The sequence below is a fragment of the Paracoccus marcusii genome, assembly GCF_006151785.1.
Lineage (GTDB): Bacteria > Pseudomonadota > Alphaproteobacteria > Rhodobacterales > Rhodobacteraceae > Paracoccus > Paracoccus marcusii.
Genome location: NZ_VDDD01000081.1, coordinates 1 through 15,767, shown reverse-complemented (window position 1 = coordinate 15,767; position 15,767 = coordinate 1). Strand labels below are relative to the sequence as shown.

The 15,767-nt window shown below is 59.6% G+C and carries 17 protein-coding genes; 6 read left to right on the top strand and 11 right to left on the bottom strand.

Annotated elements, in window-relative coordinates:
- Nucleotides 1-195 precede the first annotated feature (195 nt).
- The gene (locus tag FHD68_RS12765) at nt 196-1,263 is read left to right on the top strand and encodes a hypothetical protein (protein WP_045980899.1); all 1,068 of its coding nucleotides are present in this window, start codon (nt 196-198) and stop codon (nt 1,261-1,263) included.
- 627 nt (nt 1,264-1,890) lie between these two features.
- On the opposite strand, the gene FHD68_RS12760 is transcribed toward FHD68_RS12765, so the two are convergent.
- The 5 genes from FHD68_RS12760 to FHD68_RS12740 form a co-directional block, all read right to left on the bottom strand.
- Nucleotides 1,891-2,394 carry a GAF domain-containing protein gene (locus tag FHD68_RS12760; RefSeq protein WP_139085938.1) on the bottom strand — a complete coding sequence of 168 codons (504 nt, stop codon included), beginning with the start codon at nt 2,392-2,394 and terminating at the stop codon, nt 1,891-1,893.
- 1,028 nt (nt 2,395-3,422) lie between these two features.
- Nucleotides 3,423-4,025 (bottom strand): SCO family protein, encoded by a 603-nt coding sequence (locus FHD68_RS12755; RefSeq protein WP_045980900.1) that lies wholly within the window; start codon nt 4,023-4,025, stop codon nt 3,423-3,425.
- The gene (locus FHD68_RS12750) at nt 4,022-4,495 is read right to left on the bottom strand and encodes a copper chaperone PCu(A)C (RefSeq protein WP_045980901.1); all 474 of its coding nucleotides are present in this window, start codon (nt 4,493-4,495) and stop codon (nt 4,022-4,024) included. The genes FHD68_RS12755 and FHD68_RS12750 overlap by 4 nt, the downstream gene beginning before the upstream one ends.
- Nucleotides 4,496-4,499: 4 nt before the next feature.
- On the bottom strand, nt 4,500-5,093 hold the full coding sequence (locus FHD68_RS12745) for an SCO family protein (RefSeq protein WP_045980902.1): 594 nt from the start codon (nt 5,091-5,093) through the stop codon (nt 4,500-4,502).
- A gap of 97 nt (nt 5,094-5,190) precedes the next feature.
- Nucleotides 5,191-6,510 carry an Nramp family divalent metal transporter gene (locus FHD68_RS12740; protein WP_204245702.1) on the bottom strand — a complete coding sequence of 440 codons (1,320 nt, stop codon included), beginning with the start codon at nt 6,508-6,510 and terminating at the stop codon, nt 5,191-5,193.
- A 92-nt stretch (nt 6,511-6,602) separates the two neighbouring features.
- Between FHD68_RS12740 and mntR the strand changes: the two genes are divergently transcribed.
- Nucleotides 6,603-7,055 (top strand): manganese-binding transcriptional regulator MntR, encoded by a 453-nt coding sequence (gene mntR / locus FHD68_RS12735; RefSeq protein ID WP_042252241.1) that lies wholly within the window; start codon nt 6,603-6,605, stop codon nt 7,053-7,055.
- A gap of 9 nt (nt 7,056-7,064) precedes the next feature.
- Here the strand turns inward: mntR and FHD68_RS12730 are convergent, their stop codons facing one another.
- Genes FHD68_RS12730 through FHD68_RS12710 form a run of 5 tightly spaced genes read right to left on the bottom strand, consistent with a single transcriptional unit; the run spans nt 7,065 to nt 11,510 of the window.
- Nucleotides 7,065-7,724: a DsbA family protein gene (locus FHD68_RS12730; protein ID WP_045980905.1), complete on the bottom strand. Its 660-nt coding sequence runs from the start codon at nt 7,722-7,724 to the stop codon at nt 7,065-7,067.
- Nucleotides 7,721-8,158, bottom strand: coding sequence for a disulfide bond formation protein B (locus FHD68_RS12725; protein WP_394227815.1), 438 nt, complete (start codon nt 8,156-8,158; stop codon nt 7,721-7,723). Before FHD68_RS12725 ends, FHD68_RS12730 begins: the two co-directional genes overlap by 4 nt.
- The gene (gene lspA / locus FHD68_RS12720; protein WP_045980906.1) at nt 8,145-8,630 is read right to left on the bottom strand and encodes a signal peptidase II; all 486 of its coding nucleotides are present in this window, start codon (nt 8,628-8,630) and stop codon (nt 8,145-8,147) included. The genes FHD68_RS12725 and lspA overlap by 14 nt, the downstream gene beginning before the upstream one ends.
- Nucleotides 8,627-9,238, bottom strand: coding sequence for a methyltransferase family protein (locus FHD68_RS12715; RefSeq protein ID WP_162198019.1), 612 nt, complete (start codon nt 9,236-9,238; stop codon nt 8,627-8,629). Before FHD68_RS12715 ends, lspA begins: the two co-directional genes overlap by 4 nt.
- A gap of 16 nt (nt 9,239-9,254) precedes the next feature.
- A complete protein-coding gene (locus FHD68_RS12710) occupies nt 9,255-11,510 on the bottom strand; it encodes a heavy metal translocating P-type ATPase (RefSeq protein ID WP_139085936.1) in 2,256 nt (751 codons plus the stop codon).
- 90 nt (nt 11,511-11,600) lie between these two features.
- Here FHD68_RS12710 and FHD68_RS12705 point away from each other — a divergent pair, with 90 nt between their 5' ends.
- The 4 genes from FHD68_RS12705 to FHD68_RS12690 all read left to right on the top strand — a co-directional run bounded on the left by FHD68_RS12705 (nt 11,601) and on the right by FHD68_RS12690 (nt 14,748).
- Nucleotides 11,601-12,038 carry a MerR family transcriptional regulator gene (locus tag FHD68_RS12705; protein WP_045980921.1) on the top strand — a complete coding sequence of 146 codons (438 nt, stop codon included), beginning with the start codon at nt 11,601-11,603 and terminating at the stop codon, nt 12,036-12,038.
- A gap of 449 nt (nt 12,039-12,487) precedes the next feature.
- Nucleotides 12,488-13,666 carry a M23 family metallopeptidase gene (locus tag FHD68_RS12700; RefSeq protein WP_052714540.1) on the top strand — a complete coding sequence of 393 codons (1,179 nt, stop codon included), beginning with the start codon at nt 12,488-12,490 and terminating at the stop codon, nt 13,664-13,666.
- Between the two features lie 42 nt (nt 13,667-13,708).
- Complete coding sequence (locus FHD68_RS12695; protein WP_139085934.1) at nt 13,709-14,176, top strand: DUF411 domain-containing protein; 468 nt, start codon at nt 13,709-13,711, stop codon at nt 14,174-14,176.
- Nucleotides 14,177-14,202: 26 nt separating this feature from the next.
- A complete protein-coding gene (locus FHD68_RS12690; RefSeq protein ID WP_042247653.1) occupies nt 14,203-14,748 on the top strand; it encodes a L,D-transpeptidase family protein in 546 nt (181 codons plus the stop codon).
- 111 nt (nt 14,749-14,859) lie between these two features.
- Here the strand turns inward: FHD68_RS12690 and FHD68_RS12685 are convergent, their stop codons facing one another.
- Nucleotides 14,860-15,525: a L,D-transpeptidase gene (locus tag FHD68_RS12685; RefSeq protein ID WP_231558948.1), complete on the bottom strand. Its 666-nt coding sequence runs from the start codon at nt 15,523-15,525 to the stop codon at nt 14,860-14,862.
- Nucleotides 15,526-15,767: the final 242 nt, after the last annotated feature.

The following is a 15,767-nucleotide window of genomic DNA, read 5'->3' as shown; positions in this document are numbered from 1 at the left end:
TCAGTAAACGACCGTTTGTAAACAGATGCAACGCCCCATTCTGTGACGCTGCTCCGCAAAAAGCCCGGGGTTTTGACCCTGCGAGCACATCCAGAGAGCTAACCGAGGACATTGCGCGGACATGCTCCACATCGGCCGCTGACACCTCAAAATTAAACCCTTAGGTAAGATGCAAAAGATATGTATTCTGCACCTATGAAGACCCAAGGACCTATTCTACCTGGCTATTTTATCGACGCTCTTCCGGGTACCGAAGAGGTCGATGAGACATCGGAGGACGACCTGTGGTTTCTGCCCGGTCCGATCGACGACGCGCCTGACGACCTGCCGCCCGGGCCACGGGCTGAACCCCGTGATTTCAGGATCATCGATGACTGGCGGACGTCAGAGGCGGGCAGTGCAGCTCGTCTTGCCCGAGTTGCGGGCAGGCTCGGGGCACTGGACGATCGGCTGCGGCGTGGCCCGAAGGGCTGGCGGCACAGGCTGGCGCTGCTTGAGGCAGGTGATCTGAGCTGGTTTGCCGGTGACCGCATCGGGGCAGACCGGCTCGCACTGTGGATCTCGCTGCGCCTGTCTGGCGTGCAGGACGATACCGGTGCGCTCGCGGGTATCGGGTGGGCAGTGCGCCGGCTGACAGGCGGGCCCGGTCCGGAAGGGGACCTGTCCGCCTTTCTCGACCGCCGCGACCCGGAGAACATGGGGCCTGATGCGGAGCCCTTCGCGGATCGCGCAGGCGGTTGGCTTGACCTGATGGCGCAAGCCGTGGCTCTGCATCCCATCACCCGCGCTTGCATGGGCTTTCACCTCTGGAGCTTTGCTGGGCTTGGGCAGCAAGGTGATCAGATTGAAAAGGTGGTCACAGCCGCACGGATCGCGGCCAGCGACGGTAAGGGTGCGGTCTTCGCGCCTCTGGCCATGGGCGGGGCAGGGGGGTTGCGTGCTGGTGGCCCGCCCGCTGAGCGTCTGGCGCGGTGGCTCGACGGAATGGAAACGGCATGCCTGACCGCGATGCGCCATCTGGATGATATCGAGGTTTGGGCCGAGAGGGCGCAGATTGCAATGATCCCGCTGTCGGGCCGCACGCCACCGGCCTTGCGCGCCGTGCTGACCGAATGGCCGCTCATCTCCGCCCCGATGGCTGAGGCCCTGACCGGCGCCAGTCGCGCGGCCGTTCAGCGCAACCTCGCCTGGATGGAGGAACAGGGTCTGATCCGGGAGATGACCGGACAGGGGCGGTATCGGATGTGGCGCGCGGCGATTTGACGTTGGCAGAGATGTGCGTCGCCTCTCAGGCTCCCGCTCCGCTACGCAGGCAGATCTCCGTCCGTACAGAGACTCGAAGGTGTGCCCTTGTGTCGCGTAGCTCTTAAATACGGTATACGAAACTCAATAAACTCAATGGAGCGGCTTTGCCATCAAAGGCGGTATCTTGCCGTTAAATTCGACATTCCTGCCATTAAAGCTGACACAAGGTGCGCGGAGTTGGACGGTTGGCAGCGATGGAAGGTGATGACGAAGACTGTGGCGATGCGTGGGATTAGACGCTGCTCGCTGCGGTTTACCGTATTATCGTGCGGAACAGGAGAAGACTTCCGCGAGCTGGCGCCTGAATATCATATTTAATGGTAACAAACGCCGCCCAATGCGTTGTGTGCCGGGGTTAAGGACAACGCGACACCTACCGATGCTTCGGATGCGAAGATCTGATTTGGTGCCTCGCCCGCCGGGTCTTACCGCTGCGGGCGGAGTGATCTGATGACCAAACTGCCGCGTTCCCACCTCAAAGGACCCTTCCCTACTTTGGTCAGGTCACCCCGTCCCGGATCAGGCCTGGCATGGCGGCTTGCTATGCCCCCTGAGCACTAAACCGTATGGAACTGGAATTATCGGTTAACTTTCCCTGTCAGTGGCACGATCCGGTGCTCCGAACAGCCGTGTCCCGACACCCACAGACTGTGCCAGCACCATGGTCAGATCTTCCTGCCCAAGATCGGGCCTTGCATGGCGGCTGAGAAAACAGAACATTCCAAAGACGCTGCCATCGGCCCGCCTGACCGGCACGGACAGATGGCTGCCGATCGGGATCATCTGCGTGATCGGCAAATCAGTCGCTATTGCGTGCTGACTGGTATCGGTGATCAAGCTGGGCAGACCGCCATCCAGGATGTGTTTGCAGTAGACTTCCCTCAGATCCATGCTCTGGCTCGGGCGGATCATCGCCTCGAGGCCAGGGGCACTGACCGCTCGAAATACCGCACGTTCCTGTACGAATTCGGAGAGATAGGCGACTTCCATCCCCAGTGTCTCGCGCACGGTATCAAGCGCATTTTGAATTGCAGCACTGTCGGCCGGGCTGGCAGAAAGAGCGGACTGTGGGGTGGACACTTGTGGCATGGCGATCCTCGAGATGAATGTTACAAGTCCATCATATGTGAAGCGCGCAACTTCATCGTACGCAAAGCATGACGCATTCTATGTATCAAGAGACACGTCGCCACGGGGGCGTATTGTGACGGATAACAAGTTTCAGGCAGCAATCTTGCGTCCCGCCATCACGCCCAAGTGCAATGCTTCATCACAAAGGCATGATGAACAGGATGTGTCTGGCAGTGTCAGGCCGCCGATATGGGGCATTGAGGCATAGCAGATCGTCTGTTCGCATAGGGGCTCGACAGCCTTCTTCCGAAATTTGCTGAGCCCGCACTGCCAATGGGTAATTGGAATTGGCTCAGGACAGCGACCAACTCGCTGGAGTACTGCCGAAGAGTACCGGCCGTTGTAGTCTTCTGCTCTGCCACGGCGGCTTTGTGGTGGGTCACCTCATCAAGGAGGGTCACGCCGGCACTGATCTCCTCCAGACCGATGAGCAACTCCCCGGAAATGGCAAAGTGACGAAGGCTAAGAACTGACGCCTACTGGTCTTCAAGGACGAGGATATCGGAACAGCTGACTGTTGGCAGGGTGCCACATGGGCCGGTTTTGTCGTATGGCGGAGCTGACCTGCGACTGTTTTCTAGCCTGTGCTTCCAGTCGGGCTGGCGCTTGAGGCCCGCGCTGCGGCATGGCGCACAGGTGCTAGCGTAGATCTCCTGTTCGAAGGTAGCGTCACCGGCCGTCAAACGATCGCCAATAAAGGCTAAACCCTCACTTCTGGCTGCGTTGCTCATGCAGCCAGTGCAAGGGCCCCTGCGTAAGTCTGGGTCAGGCTAAGCCTTTTCATCCCGCCTCAGAAGATGTTTCACCAGCGCCATAATGGCCAGCGTGAGTACCACCACCACGAGCAGCATGAACAGCCCGCATGCCAGCATCATCGTTCCCATTACCGGACCCTCCATCATTCCCACGCACTCACTAGCTGTAGTAAAAGGAGATGCCCCATTCGCGGAATGCCTTACGCTGACACAATCGGATTCTGCGTTTTTCTAATTAATGATACGAGTTATTTTCGGGACCGCGTAACGAGGGTCTTCATGATAGTCGATGATATTGGCAAAACAACCATCGGCATCAAACAAAAACACGCCTGCAGTGTGATCCATCGTGTAATCGCCCTCCTCTGCGGACACTTTTCTGTATGTGGCCCGAAATCCTTCCGCAGCAGCCTTGATCTGGGGCAGGGGGCCCGTCAGCCCCGTTATGCGGGGATCGAAATTCGACAGGTAATCGCCTAGGATTTCCGGAGTGTCGCGTTCCGGATCTACTGAAATCAGAACCGTATTCATCTGGTCCGCTTGGGGCCCGAGGGCCTCAAGCCAGCCGGAGATGTCACTGAGCGTGGTGGGGCAAATATCCGGACACCAGGTGAAACCGAAGAACACCATTGTCGGGCGACCCAGCCAATCCTGCGGCTCGACCGTCTTTCCATCCTGATCCATCAGCTTGAATGACATGCGATCGATCGAGAGGGGCAGAACGCCCGCAGTGTCCTGTGCCCGATCACGCGTTTGCCACCAGCCAACAGACAGCATGAACACCACCGCAGCCCCAGCCATGGCAACTCCGCGCAGCAGGGTTGCTGACCTCATTCGTCGGGTGATTTGCAGGTCGGCGCGCTTGCGCCGATATTCTGGACGGTGACGGGAATGGTCACCTCACCGGCATCGCGAAACGTCAGTGTCACTGGGAAGGTCTCGCCCTCTTCCAGAACTTGGGTCAAATCCATCAGCATGGCGTGATAGCCCCCTGGTTCCAGTGCGACCTGGCCCCCTGCGGGGACCGGAACCTCCATCGCATGGGGCATCGAGGCGATCCCGTCGGTCATGACCGTCTGGTGCAGCATGGGCATATCTGCTGCAGGTGTGGTGATGGACATCAGTGCGTCATCTGAAGTGCCGGAATTGCGGATGGTCAGATAGACCACGCCGGGCCGCGCTGTACCAATGGAGGCACGGGACCAGGCCTGAGAGACCTCCAACGAACCGGTTGTCACGGTTTCGCAGGCCAAAGCAGGGCCCGCAGCGGCGATCAGAGCGAGGGTGGCAAAGATGCGTTTCATGACTTCACAATCTGGCTTTGAGTTCAGCGAGGATTTCGGAGGCGGGCGTGCCATAGGTAAACTGGCCAAGCCAGTCACCTTCAGGACTGATCAGGTAAAGGGCAGGGCTGTGGGAAATGGCATATCCATCAGGCGCGTCCGCGTTGTCTTCACGCTCGTAATAGATGCGAAAGCTGTCCGCCGCAGCACGGGTTTGTGCCGCATCCCCGGCCAGGCCGAGAATGGAAGGGTGAAATGCCTCTGTATACTCGTCGAGGCCTAGCTCTCTGTCGCGCTCGGGGTCGATCGAAATAAAGAGCGGCTGCACGTCGTTGGACAGTTCGCCCAGATCGTCCATAACCTGAGCGACCTCGGCCAAGGTTGTCGGACAGATGTCGGGACAGTTCGTGAAACCGAAAAAGACCAGCAGATGCTTGCCCGGAAAATCGGCTTGGCTGCGCAACCGCCCATCGGCATCAGGAAGCGCGAAGATCGGACGAAACTCTGCCTGCTCGACGGAGGGTGATGACCGGTCGATGAAAACGACCGCAGCGCCAACGGCCATCAGCGCTACGGCAACCAATGCCCAAAGGCCCTTTTGAAGCTTGTTCAATCGCATGACACCTGCATCCGTTATTTCGTCATGCGGCCTAAAGCCTCTAGCCACATGAGCTTCAAGCTGGAAAGCTTTGCGTCACGCATTGGTGACACCATGATCAGGCCAGTACTGTGATCAGCAGATTCACGTTCAGTACGATGATGGTGATGGCGATCAACACGCACAGGGCGGTGAGCCATCGGGGCGAGACCATCGGACCCATCTTGGCCCGACTGGCCGTAAACATCACCAGGGGCACGATCGCGAAGGGCAGCTGGAATGACAGGACAACCTGACTGAGAATGAGCAGCTGACCCGTTCCTTCGCTTCCATAAATCAGGATCACCACTGTCGCGGGCAGGATCGCGAACCCCCTTGTGATCAGACGGCGCAACCAAGGTTGCAGCCTGAGTCTCACAAAGCCTTCCATGACGATCTGACCCGCCATGGTTGCGGTGACGGTCGAGTTCAGACCTGAACAGAGAAGTGCCAATCCAAACAGGATCGGGGCGATTTGCGACCCCAGCAAGGGTTCAAGAAGCAAGTGCGCCTTGTCGATTTCGGCGACATTCGTCTCTCCCACAGTATGAAAGGCCGCGGCCGCTAGGATCAGGATCGATGCGTTGATCGTTAAGGCAAACATCAGGGCAATCGTGGAATCCCAGGTTGCCAGACGAAGGGCTTCCCGCTTCGACGGCAGGTCCAACCCGTAGGCTCGGGTCTGTACGATGCCAGAATGCAGGTAGAGGTTGTGCGGCATGACGGTCGCCCCGATGATGCCGAGCGCCAGATACAACATGTCGGGATTGCCGATGATTTCCCGGCTTGGCGCAAAGCCTGCGATCACCGCACTCCATTCGGGATCGGCCTGCGCGATCAGAACCGCAAAGCAAGCGGTAATCGTCCCCAGCAAAGCGATGATGAAAGCCTCAACCCAACGAAAGCCTTTGTTCTGAAGCCACAGGATTAGAAAGACATCGGCTGCCGTGATGAAGATGCCAATTTCCAAAGGGATGCCGAACAGCAGGTTGAGGCCGATGGCGGTCCCGATCACCTCAGCCAGGTCGGTTGCGATGATGGCCAGTTCGGCAAAGATCCAGAGCGGTATGGACACCCACCGGGGATAGGCATCGCGACAAGCCTGCGCCAGGTCCCGCCCGGACGCGACGGCAAGGCGCGCACACAGCGATTGCAGCAGGATCGCCATGATGTTGGATAAGAGGGCGACGAACAGGAGAGTATAGCCAAACGCGGCACCGCCGGCCAAGGACGTCGCCCAGTTCCCAGGGTCCATGTATCCAACAGCAACCAGATAGCCCGGACCTATAAAGGATAGAAAGCGCCGGAAACGCGTCGTGCCGCCGCCAACGGCGATCGTGCGGAACACTTCCGACAGGGAGGGGGTGTCGCGCTCGTGGCGCCAGGCTCCGGGGGACATCGGCGCAACCTTCATTGAAAGGAAAAGTTAGCTGTGGCTAACAATCTACCCGTTGGCTTTACCCGTCAATCGATAAGTGCGACACTTGCAAGATGACCGCAGACAATCATGCCACCGCAACCGCCAGCGATACTGTGCACCCGGACAATCGGGCAGAGGCCTTCCATGGCGTCCGTGCTGCCCGGCGCAACGAGTTGGCCGAAGACTACGTCGAACTGATCGCAGAGCTGATCCATGAACAGGGTGAAGCCCGGCCGGTGGATATCGCCGCACGATTGGGGGTGCGCGCCCCGACGGTCACCAAGGCCCTGGATCGCCTGGCCCGTGAGGGGCTGATCACCCGCGAGCGATACAGGTCCGTCTTTCTGACAGAAGAAGGACGACGACTGGCATTGGAATGCCGCCGCCGCCATGCCATTGTGCTGCGGTTCCTGATCCGCCTCGGCCTGGATGCCGAGACGGCGGAACGAGATGCCGAAGGGATCGAGCATCACGTCAGTGAGCGCACACTGGCCTTGTTCGCGGCCTACGCCGATCGGGCCTAGGCCGCGCGGTCAGGATGCCTCCACGGCACTGCGCACATCCGCAAGCAGGCTGTCCATGCTGATATCCGTCATCTGGCGACCATTGAGAAAGAAGGTCGGTGTCTGGCGTACGCCGATCGCCGCGATATCGGCCGCGTCCTGATTGAGGATGCCGACGATATCGGGGGACAGACGGGCTGTCTGCGCCTTTTCCATATCCAGACCGGCCGCAGCCGCAATTTGCCATGCAAGGTCCATCCGCGGTGCGCCATGGACAGCCCATTCCGGCTGCCGTTCCAACAGCGCATCGAGGACAGGCTCGAACTTGTCCTGCATGCGCGCAGTCTCCAGGATGCGGACCGCCTCGTCGGACCCCTCGTGAAACACTGCGTAGCGCATCACGATGCGAACCTGATCGGGGAATTGTGCGCGAATGTCCTGAACGACCGGATGAAAGGCGCGGCAGGCCTCACAAGATGGATCGAAGAACTCGACCAGCGTGACCGGGGCGTCTTCTGGTCCAAAGCTGGGCGCGTGACCGCGGACCAGCATGTCCGTTTCCACAGCCGGGGCAGCAGCGGCCAGGGTATCCGCTTCGGCCTGACGATTGCGCGTCAGCACGAGCGCGCCGCCGGCAAAGGCGGCAATCCCGATGGCAGATGTTCCGATGAGTACGGTGCGGCGGTTCATGGGCGTTTTCCTTTCGACACGATGAGGCAGGCCAGAACGGCTGCAAAGGCGGCAAATGCAAGATAGGGGATGGGCAGGCTCAGGATTGTCTGCGCCTGGTCGGTGCAGGACGGGCCGTCCTTGGTGCAAGGCGCGATGCTCTGCGGGATCAGTCCCGCGTAAAGTCCCGAATGCCAGCCGGAAAGGACCAGCCCGGCCAGCGCCAGCGGCAATCCGTAGAGACGTGCCAGACCGTCACCGCGCCACAGCGAGACGGCCAGGACAGGCACTAGCGGAAACATGGCGATCCTTTGATACCAGCACAGGGTGCAGGGCATCTGCCCCAGTATCTCGCCGATGAACAGCGCGCCGAGCGTAGCGGCGAGTGCGACCAGAAAGGCGGTTGATATTGCGACATCAGTCCGGGACAGGCCCCGGGGTTCAGGTGCGGTCAAAAGAGAGTTCCTTCGAGCGGGAGGGACGGAGCATGGCTGTCAACACAAGCAAGGCGCCGAGGCTGATCGCGATGTCGGCCCCGTTAAAGGTCGGCCAGTGCCAATCACGCCAGTAGACATCCAGAAAATCGGTCACGGCACCTTGCCGCAGGCGGTCGATGATATTGCCCACAGCGCCACCCACGATCAGTGCGAGGCCTATGCCTTCGCGCCTCGTGTCCGCCCGGAAGGCCATTCCCGCAAAGATGATCGCCAGGGCACCTGTCAGGGCAACCATCAGCAAGGGACGACCTGCCATAAGGTCCGACATCATGCCGAAACTCGCCCCTTCGTTGAAACCAAGCGTCAGATTGAAGCCAGGAGAGACGGAATAAATTTCCCCGGGAGACAAGCTGCGCAGGACCGCGAGCTTGGTAATCTGATCGGCAGCCGCAGTAGCGACGATCATCGCCAGGATCAGAAACGTCTTCATTGCAGTGACCTTTCCCGGATGCCGATCCAGCGCGGAACGGACTGGCAATAGGTGTCGTAAGCAGGGCCTAGCGTCCGCCGCAATTCACGTTCTTCTGAGCGGACCTGAACAAGCGCCGAGGCTGCGAATAGCAGGACCCCCAAAATTGTCGGGATGGAGGGCACGACCAGAGCGGTTCCCAGCAGCAACATGAGCTGACCTACAAAAACCGGGTTGCGGCTGAAACCGAACAATCCACCCGTGACAAGTGCGCCGGTCGCGCCCTCGGCCACACCGATCCGCCATGACGCAGCCATCGACATCTGGGCGGCAAATGCCAGCATCGCGCCCAGGCTGGCCATGAACAGTCCCGCCAGACCGATCCACGCAGGATTTTGGAAAGCCCGCAGGGGATCCAGATCGCCCATGCTCGGCATGAGGCGCCATGCCGACGACCCAAGGAGGGCCAGAGCGAACGCAGCTCGGAAGCCTAGCGCTGCAAGACGGTCGCCGCCCGTGGCGTGACGGAACAACCAGACCGGACGATGCGCCTCCCGGGCATTGATCGCAGAGCCCCGGAAGAACAGGGCCAGATAGGCGCCAAGAAGAACCAGCGCTGCACTGCCCATTCCAGTCATCATCGCCTCAGCGCTTCTGTTCGGGATTGTAGCGCAAGAGGCGCAGGGCGTTCAGGGTCACCAGAACCGTCGCGCCCGTATCAGCCAGGATCGCGATCCACAGACCGGTTATGCCAAGAACGGTGGTGACCAAGAAAATAGCCTTTAACCCTAGCGCGATACTGACGTTCTGCCGGATATTAGCCATCGTGGCCCGCGCCAGCCGGATCTGGGCCGGAATGTCGGTCACCCTGTCGCGCAGGATGGCCGCATCGGCCGTCTCCAGCGCGACGTCCGTGCCGGAGCCCATCGCGACACCGATGCTGGCCTGTTTCAGGGCAGGAGCGTCATTGATGCCATCCCCGATCATCATGACGCCACCTTGAGCGTTCATGTCGCGAATGGCGGCCAGCTTGTCTTCAGGCATCATCTCGGCCTCGAAGCGGATATTGAGCCCTTCGGCGATGGCGGCAGCTGTGCGGGGGTTGTCGCCGGTCAGCATGATCGAGGAGATGCCCATTTCGGCCAGCTGGCGCACAGCCTCCGCCGCATCGCGCCGCAGTTCGTCACGCATGGCGATGAGACCGAGCGGGACACCTTTGCGATAGACGGCGACGGCGGTCTTGCCCTCATCCTCGAAGATGGTCGCCTGACGCAGGCCAAGACCGTCCAGGCCATCGTTCTCCGACGCATGCCGGGGTGAACTTACCCATGCCAGGGCATCTCCCACGGTCGCCTCGACCCCTCGTCCGGTCAGGGCGCGTGCATCGCGGGCGGGCAGGGGCGTGACGCCCGCCGTCTTGGCCCTGTCCAGGATCGCCACGGCGAGGGGATGGCTCGATCCGCTCTCGACGCCCGCGGCGACCTCCAGCAACTGCGCCTCAGTCGTGGTTCCCAACGTCACCAGGTCGGTGACCTGCGGACGTCCGTGGGTCAGCGTCCCGGTCTTGTCGAAGGCAACATGGGAAACCTTGGCCGCGGCCTCGATCACTGCGCCGCCCTTCATCAGCATTCCCCGGCGCGCGCCGGTGGACAGGCTCGATGCGATCGAGGCCGGAACCGAAATCACCAGCGCACAAGGGCAGCCGATCAGCAGGAGCGCCAGTCCACGATAAATCCAGGTATCCCATGACTGACCGAACATCAGCGGCGGGATCATGATGACAAGCGCCGAAACGGCGACGATGGCAGGCATGTACCACCGGCTGAACCGGTCGATGAAGCGTTCCGTGGGGGCGCGGGCTTCTTCCGCCTCCTCGACCAGCCGGATGATCCGGGAAATGGTGTTGTCCTCGGCCGCTTTCGTCACGGTGACCCGCAAGACCGCTTCCGTGTTGATCGAACCGGCAAAAACATTTTCGCCCGGGCCGCGGGTCCGGGGAATGCTCTCTCCGGTCACCGGGCTTTCATCGATCCCGGACGTGCCGTCTGAAATCTCTCCGTCTGCGGGGATCCGGTCGCCGGGACGGACCAGTACCGTCTGACCGATCGTCAGGCTAGACGCGGCAACCTCCCGGGTCACGCCGTCCACCTCCAAGAGCGCCGTTTTCGGGACCAGGTTCGCCAAGGCCCGGATGCCGTCTCTTGCTTTGCCTGCCGCAACACCCTCCAGGACCTCGCCTACGGCAAAGAGAAAGACCACCAAGGCAGCCTCTTCGGCGGCATTGATGAACAGCGCGCCCAATGCAGCGATGGTCATCAATCCCTCGATCGTGAAGATCTGACCCAACCGGGCAGCGACAAAAGCCCGACGCGCGACGGGGGCGACACCGATAAGGCAGGCCGCCACGAAGGCCCAGCTCCCGATCTGCGGGGCGATCAGCTCCATCGCCCAAGCCGCCGCCAACAAGAGCCCGGTCAGGATGACCAGCCTGCCCTTGCCAGTCTGGTACCATGCCTTGCCGCGGTCGGCAGGGTCGTCATGGACGTGACCGGGACTGCCGTGGCCGGAGTGGTCGGTCTTGGCCACAGCGGGGTGATCGGCGTGACTGTGGCCATGATGGCTCTCCGGCGCATTCCCCGGGATCACGAAATCCTTCTTTCCTGGCGCACGGGTCTGAATGCCGTATCCAAGGGCACGCACGGTTTTCTCGATCTTGTCCGTGTCGGTCAGGCGTTCATCAACGGTCAGGCGCAGGCGTTCGGACATGATGCCGATCTCCACATCCCTGACGCCAGGCAAGCGGGACACCGCGCCGCGCACCTTGGTCGCGCAGGAGGCGCAATCCATTCCGGACACCGTCCAGTCGCACAGGGTCATGCCGGGTTCATTCGTGATCGTCATCATTCTCTCCTCTGCAGAAAGCAGGGCCGTTGCCATCATCGATTCGGAGGTTTACTCCCTCTAGCAGCTATAGGTTCAAGGAGAATGTTCATGCTGACGATCGGAAAGCTGGGAACGTCGACGGGGGTCAAAGTGCCAACGATCCGCTACTACGAGCAAATCGGCCTGCTGCCCGAAGCCGAGCGCAGCGCCGGTAATCAGCGCCTTTATACGCACAAAGCCCATGAACGACTGGCGTTCATCCGACACGCCCGCGAGCTTGGCTTTTCCCTTGAGGCGATCCGCGACCTTCTGAGCCTGTCCGACGATCCCGATCAGCCCTGTGCGGCAGCCGACGCAATCGCCAAAGCGCAGCTTGCCGAGGTTGAAAGCCGTCTTGCCCGCCTGACGGCCCTGAAGACCGAACTTGAGCGCATGGTGGTCCAGTGCGCGGGTGACCGGATATCCGATTGTCGGGTCATCGAGGTCTTGGGCGATCATTCGCTGTGCGTTACGAACCACCCCACGATCGACGATGCCGGTCAGTGATTAGCTGGCGATGACAGAAACGGATGCTGGGAAGTAGAAGGCTCGGATGCAATCGGGATTAGATCAGAACTCCCGATCCCCTGACAAGACCGTGATCGAGGGGCATTTTTCTTGAACCTCTAGCTGCTTTAGGTCGCAGACACGCACGTGTCGATGACGAGAGGCGAGATACGGCATGAACCAACAAACGCTGCGACAATTCCAATGCTGACGGTCATTGCGGCTCTGATCGGTGGAGTGCGAGGGGTCCAGCGTGCGCGCGCCCTCGGCGGCACCCGACTGGACAGAGTTCAATATGCGGGTGGATACGCGATTGCTTTCGGCTTGGCCGGAACAATTGTCGGTGTCTGCATCGCCCGCCTTTTCGAACTGTAGACAACCTATCGATGCTGCGTGGGGAGCCTGCTCCCCAATGCCAGACCTTATTGCCTGACGGGAAACCAGACCTGATGATCTTGCAAGCCTTGCTGACTGCCGGCGCGATTGCCGTCACGACATCATCGCACGCCGAAACCCCGGCGGAACTGTCTCACCTCACCGAGGCAGTTGCCCCCATGTCGCGACATGAGGTCGTTCCGGGAGACACGTTGGATTCGATATTGTCGCATGCTGGTATCGGCGCACCTCTCCGGGCCGAGGCCGCACTGGCGATTTCAGATGTCTTCGACCTGTCGACCCTCAGCCCGGGGCAAATCCTCAGATGGAGTGTGTTTTCCGACGATCCCTCCCAACTTGCGCGTCTTTCGCTTCTGACCCAAGACGGAACGGACATCGTTCTGGATTTCACGAAACCCCTCGAAGCATCCTTGATCAAGACGGAGATCCTGCTTCGGGACCGCAGGGAAACTTTTATCCTGGACAGCTCTCTCTTTGAGGCGCTCGCCGCCCGCAACGCGCCCGAAAGTTTCGCAGTTGACCTGGCGGCGCTCCTGGCAGGCCAGATCGACTTTCGGGACCTTGAGGGAACCGAGCGTATCGCATTGATGTGGAGCGAAAGTATTCTGCCTGATGGAACAGTCGTGGGTGAACCGCAACTCGCCTATGCGCGGGTTGAAAAGAACACGGACATCTTCGAGCTCGTGACCGGCTCGGTTGAAGAGCCCTTCATCCTGTTTCGGAATGGTGCGCAGGTCCAGCAGTCCGCGCGGCCTGTCGCGGGAGCCCGGCTGTCTTCGGTCTTCGGCAAACGCCGGCACCCCGTGCTTGGCACGCAACGAATGCACACGGGGGTCGATTACGCCGCACGGACCGGAACGCCGGTCAGCGTCACCGGCGCAGGAACGGTCGTGTTTGCAGGAACCATGCGGGGATATGGTCGGACGATCGATGTCGATCATGGCGGGGGCGTCTTGACCCGCTATGCGCATCTTTCGCGTTTTGCCGCAGGGATCGCTCCAGGTGTCGAGCTGAACACCGGGGCCAGAATCGGTGACGTGGGCGCAACCGGCCTCGTCAGTGGACCTAACCTTCATTACGAAGTTCGCATCGACGGCAAGCCAACGGATCCCATCAAGAAAACACCGGCGCCCCGAACAGCGATCGCCAAACCGACTGACCGCGTCATGCTGACAGTTGCGCGTCTCTCCACCGGCTACTTTCTTCGCGACTACTCGGAAGCGGAAAGCTGATGGCATTCAAACATCTTCATCGGCCGGATCGAGAGGCATAAAATGATCAAACTGACACGACGCGCCATGATGATGGCAGCCGCAGCAAGCGGTCTGCCGTCTCTATCCTGGGCTGAAAGCCGCCCTGCCATCCATGTCGTGGAGGGCAGCGGCTGCGAATGCTGCAAACAGTGGACCAATTACCTGCGGGAGAACGGTTTTCAGGTCACGAGTGAAGAGCGGTTTGGCACCTTGCTGATGCAGCACAAGATCGATCTGGGCGTACCGATCGAACTGACATCCTGTCATACCGGCAGCGTCGATGGCTACTTCCTGGAAGGACATGTCCCTGCTGACGATATCCGGCGCTTGCTCCAAGAGCGCCCTGAAGCTCTCGGCCTGACTGTTCCAGGAATGCCTTACGGAAGTCCCGGCATGGGCCCGGAAACAAAGCGCGACGCATACGATGTCCTGCTTGTTCGCCAAGACGGTACCAGTGAAGTGTTTACCCGCTATCCTGAAGCATCATAAAAAACATCCGAGCAGGAAACAGATAGATGCCAAACTTCTCCCGGCGCCATGCCTCGCTGGCTTTGCTTGCTCTTCTCGCTGCATGTGGAAAATCAGCGCCGTCAACGACGCCGGCAAGAGGAGCGGTACCTCAGTTCAAACGGTACTCAGGGCCCCCTGTCACTCAGGTCGTGGTCAACAAGGCTGAGCGGCGGATGTTTCTGTTGAACGGGCAGACCGTTCTGAGATCGTATAACTTTGGCCTCGGCAACCAACCGCTCGGCCCAAAGCAATTCGAGGGCGACGGAAAAACGCCCGAGGGGCTATACTACATCGACCGTTTCAACCCACGGAGCCGATATCACCTATCGGTGGGCATATCCTATCCAAATGAACAGGATAAAGCTTATGCGGCTCAATTCGGTCGAAGTGCGGGCAGCGATATCATGTTCCATGGCCGCGGCCCCGAAGGCAATGTCTTCGCACCGAAGAACCGGGACTGGACCGCAGGCTGTCTGGCATTGACTGACCAGGAAATAGAAGACGTCTATGCAATGTTGCAGCCCGGAATTCCAGTTATGATCTATCCCTAGCAGCCTGATCATTGGCTAAACAGAGAGTCACAAAGCTCGTAGCGGTACTCATCGAATATCAGCTAACGGTGCCCACCCTAAATACAGAGTGAGCACCTTAGTTTTCAGGATTTAGAACACCGTGACCTGTGTGCCGATTTCAGCAACCTCAAAAAGGCGGGCAACATGCTCGTTATAAAGGCCATAACATCCAGATGACGATTTTCTCCCGATCTTCCGCGTGTCGTGCGTGCCATGAACAAGATAGGCGGGCCATGACAAGTATAGCCCGTACGCACCGAGGGGATTTTCAGGCGCGCCGCCCTCAACCCGCTGCGGCAGATTTGGGTCCTTCTCACGCATGCTGGCCGTAGGTGTCCAAGGCGGATTTTTGACTTTCCTGACAATTTCGGCCTGGCCCCGTCGCGTCAGATCTTCTGTCATCGGGATCGAGCAAGGAAATACAAAATTAACATTCTCGTCAGCCGACCAATAATACACAGCACGCGACGTGACATCCGCAAGAATGACACCCTTGCCAAGGGTCGGATAGAACTCACGCCAATGGCGCGATCTGAAGGAAGACATGTTGCGCTCTGGCGCACTGCTCGAATTGGACAGGAACGGCGCTGGCGGGTTTCCGTCAATGGGTTGTCCAGTATAGGTGTCGAAACTCTGACCCAAGGCCGTTCCGGCAGGAATAGCAATGCCGGCAGCTGTCAATCCTTGGAGAAAGGCTCGCCGAGTTCTGGAGGTGGGGTACATAAATGCTTCTGCCTCTATGATCAGGTTGCTCATCACGTTCAGTGTTATCCGAAAACCGTAGGGCGATATAGACGATCCATGTGAAGATCTCTGTGGCGTGGGATCGTCGCCACACGCACAGCATTATGATCGCAACCAAAAGGCAAGAAGCTTGAATTAATGCTGTGGAACATATTAACTGATAAGAACGGTAATAATAAACTAGAGCGTGTTGCGGCTTTCCCGATTCAGGATACCCCTGTGGCTTGATCTGTGATTCCCTGCCTGCATGACAG

Excerpts from the sequence above, each read along its gene's own strand:
- FHD68_RS12745 (WP_045980902.1), bottom strand. The coding sequence starts at position 5,093 with ATGCGATTGAACAAGCTTCAAAAGGGCCTTTGGGCATTGGTTGCCGTA.
- FHD68_RS12715 (WP_162198019.1), bottom strand. The coding sequence starts at position 9,238 with ATGGGCAGTGCAGCGCTGGTTCTTCTTGGCGCCTATCTGGCCCTGTTC.
- FHD68_RS12690 (WP_042247653.1), top strand. The coding sequence starts at position 14,203 with ATGCCAAACTTCTCCCGGCGCCATGCCTCGCTGGCTTTGCTTGCTCTT.
- FHD68_RS12685 (WP_231558948.1), bottom strand. The coding sequence starts at position 15,525 with ATGAGCAACCTGATCATAGAGGCAGAAGCATTTATGTACCCCACCTCC.
- FHD68_RS12695 (WP_139085934.1), top strand. The coding sequence starts at position 13,709 with ATGATCAAACTGACACGACGCGCCATGATGATGGCAGCCGCAGCAAGC.
- FHD68_RS12750 (WP_045980901.1), bottom strand. The coding sequence starts at position 4,495 with ATGAAACGCATCTTTGCCACCCTCGCTCTGATCGCCGCTGCGGGCCCT.
- FHD68_RS12730 (WP_045980905.1), bottom strand. The coding sequence starts at position 7,724 with ATGAACCGCCGCACCGTACTCATCGGAACATCTGCCATCGGGATTGCC.
- FHD68_RS12700 (WP_052714540.1), top strand. The coding sequence starts at position 12,488 with ATGATCTTGCAAGCCTTGCTGACTGCCGGCGCGATTGCCGTCACGACA.
- FHD68_RS12755 (WP_045980900.1), bottom strand. The coding sequence starts at position 4,025 with ATGAGGTCAGCAACCCTGCTGCGCGGAGTTGCCATGGCTGGGGCTGCG.
- lspA (WP_045980906.1), bottom strand. The coding sequence starts at position 8,630 with ATGAAGACGTTTCTGATCCTGGCGATGATCGTCGCTACTGCGGCTGCC.
- FHD68_RS12760 (WP_139085938.1), bottom strand. The coding sequence starts at position 2,394 with ATGCCACAAGTGTCCACCCCACAGTCCGCTCTTTCTGCCAGCCCGGCC.
- FHD68_RS12765 (WP_045980899.1), top strand. The coding sequence starts at position 196 with ATGAAGACCCAAGGACCTATTCTACCTGGCTATTTTATCGACGCTCTT.
- FHD68_RS12705 (WP_045980921.1), top strand. The coding sequence starts at position 11,601 with ATGCTGACGATCGGAAAGCTGGGAACGTCGACGGGGGTCAAAGTGCCA.
- FHD68_RS12740 (WP_204245702.1), bottom strand. The coding sequence starts at position 6,510 with ATGTCCCCCGGAGCCTGGCGCCACGAGCGCGACACCCCCTCCCTGTCG.
- FHD68_RS12710 (WP_139085936.1), bottom strand. The coding sequence starts at position 11,510 with ATGACGATCACGAATGAACCCGGCATGACCCTGTGCGACTGGACGGTG.
- mntR (WP_042252241.1), top strand. The coding sequence starts at position 6,603 with ATGACCGCAGACAATCATGCCACCGCAACCGCCAGCGATACTGTGCAC.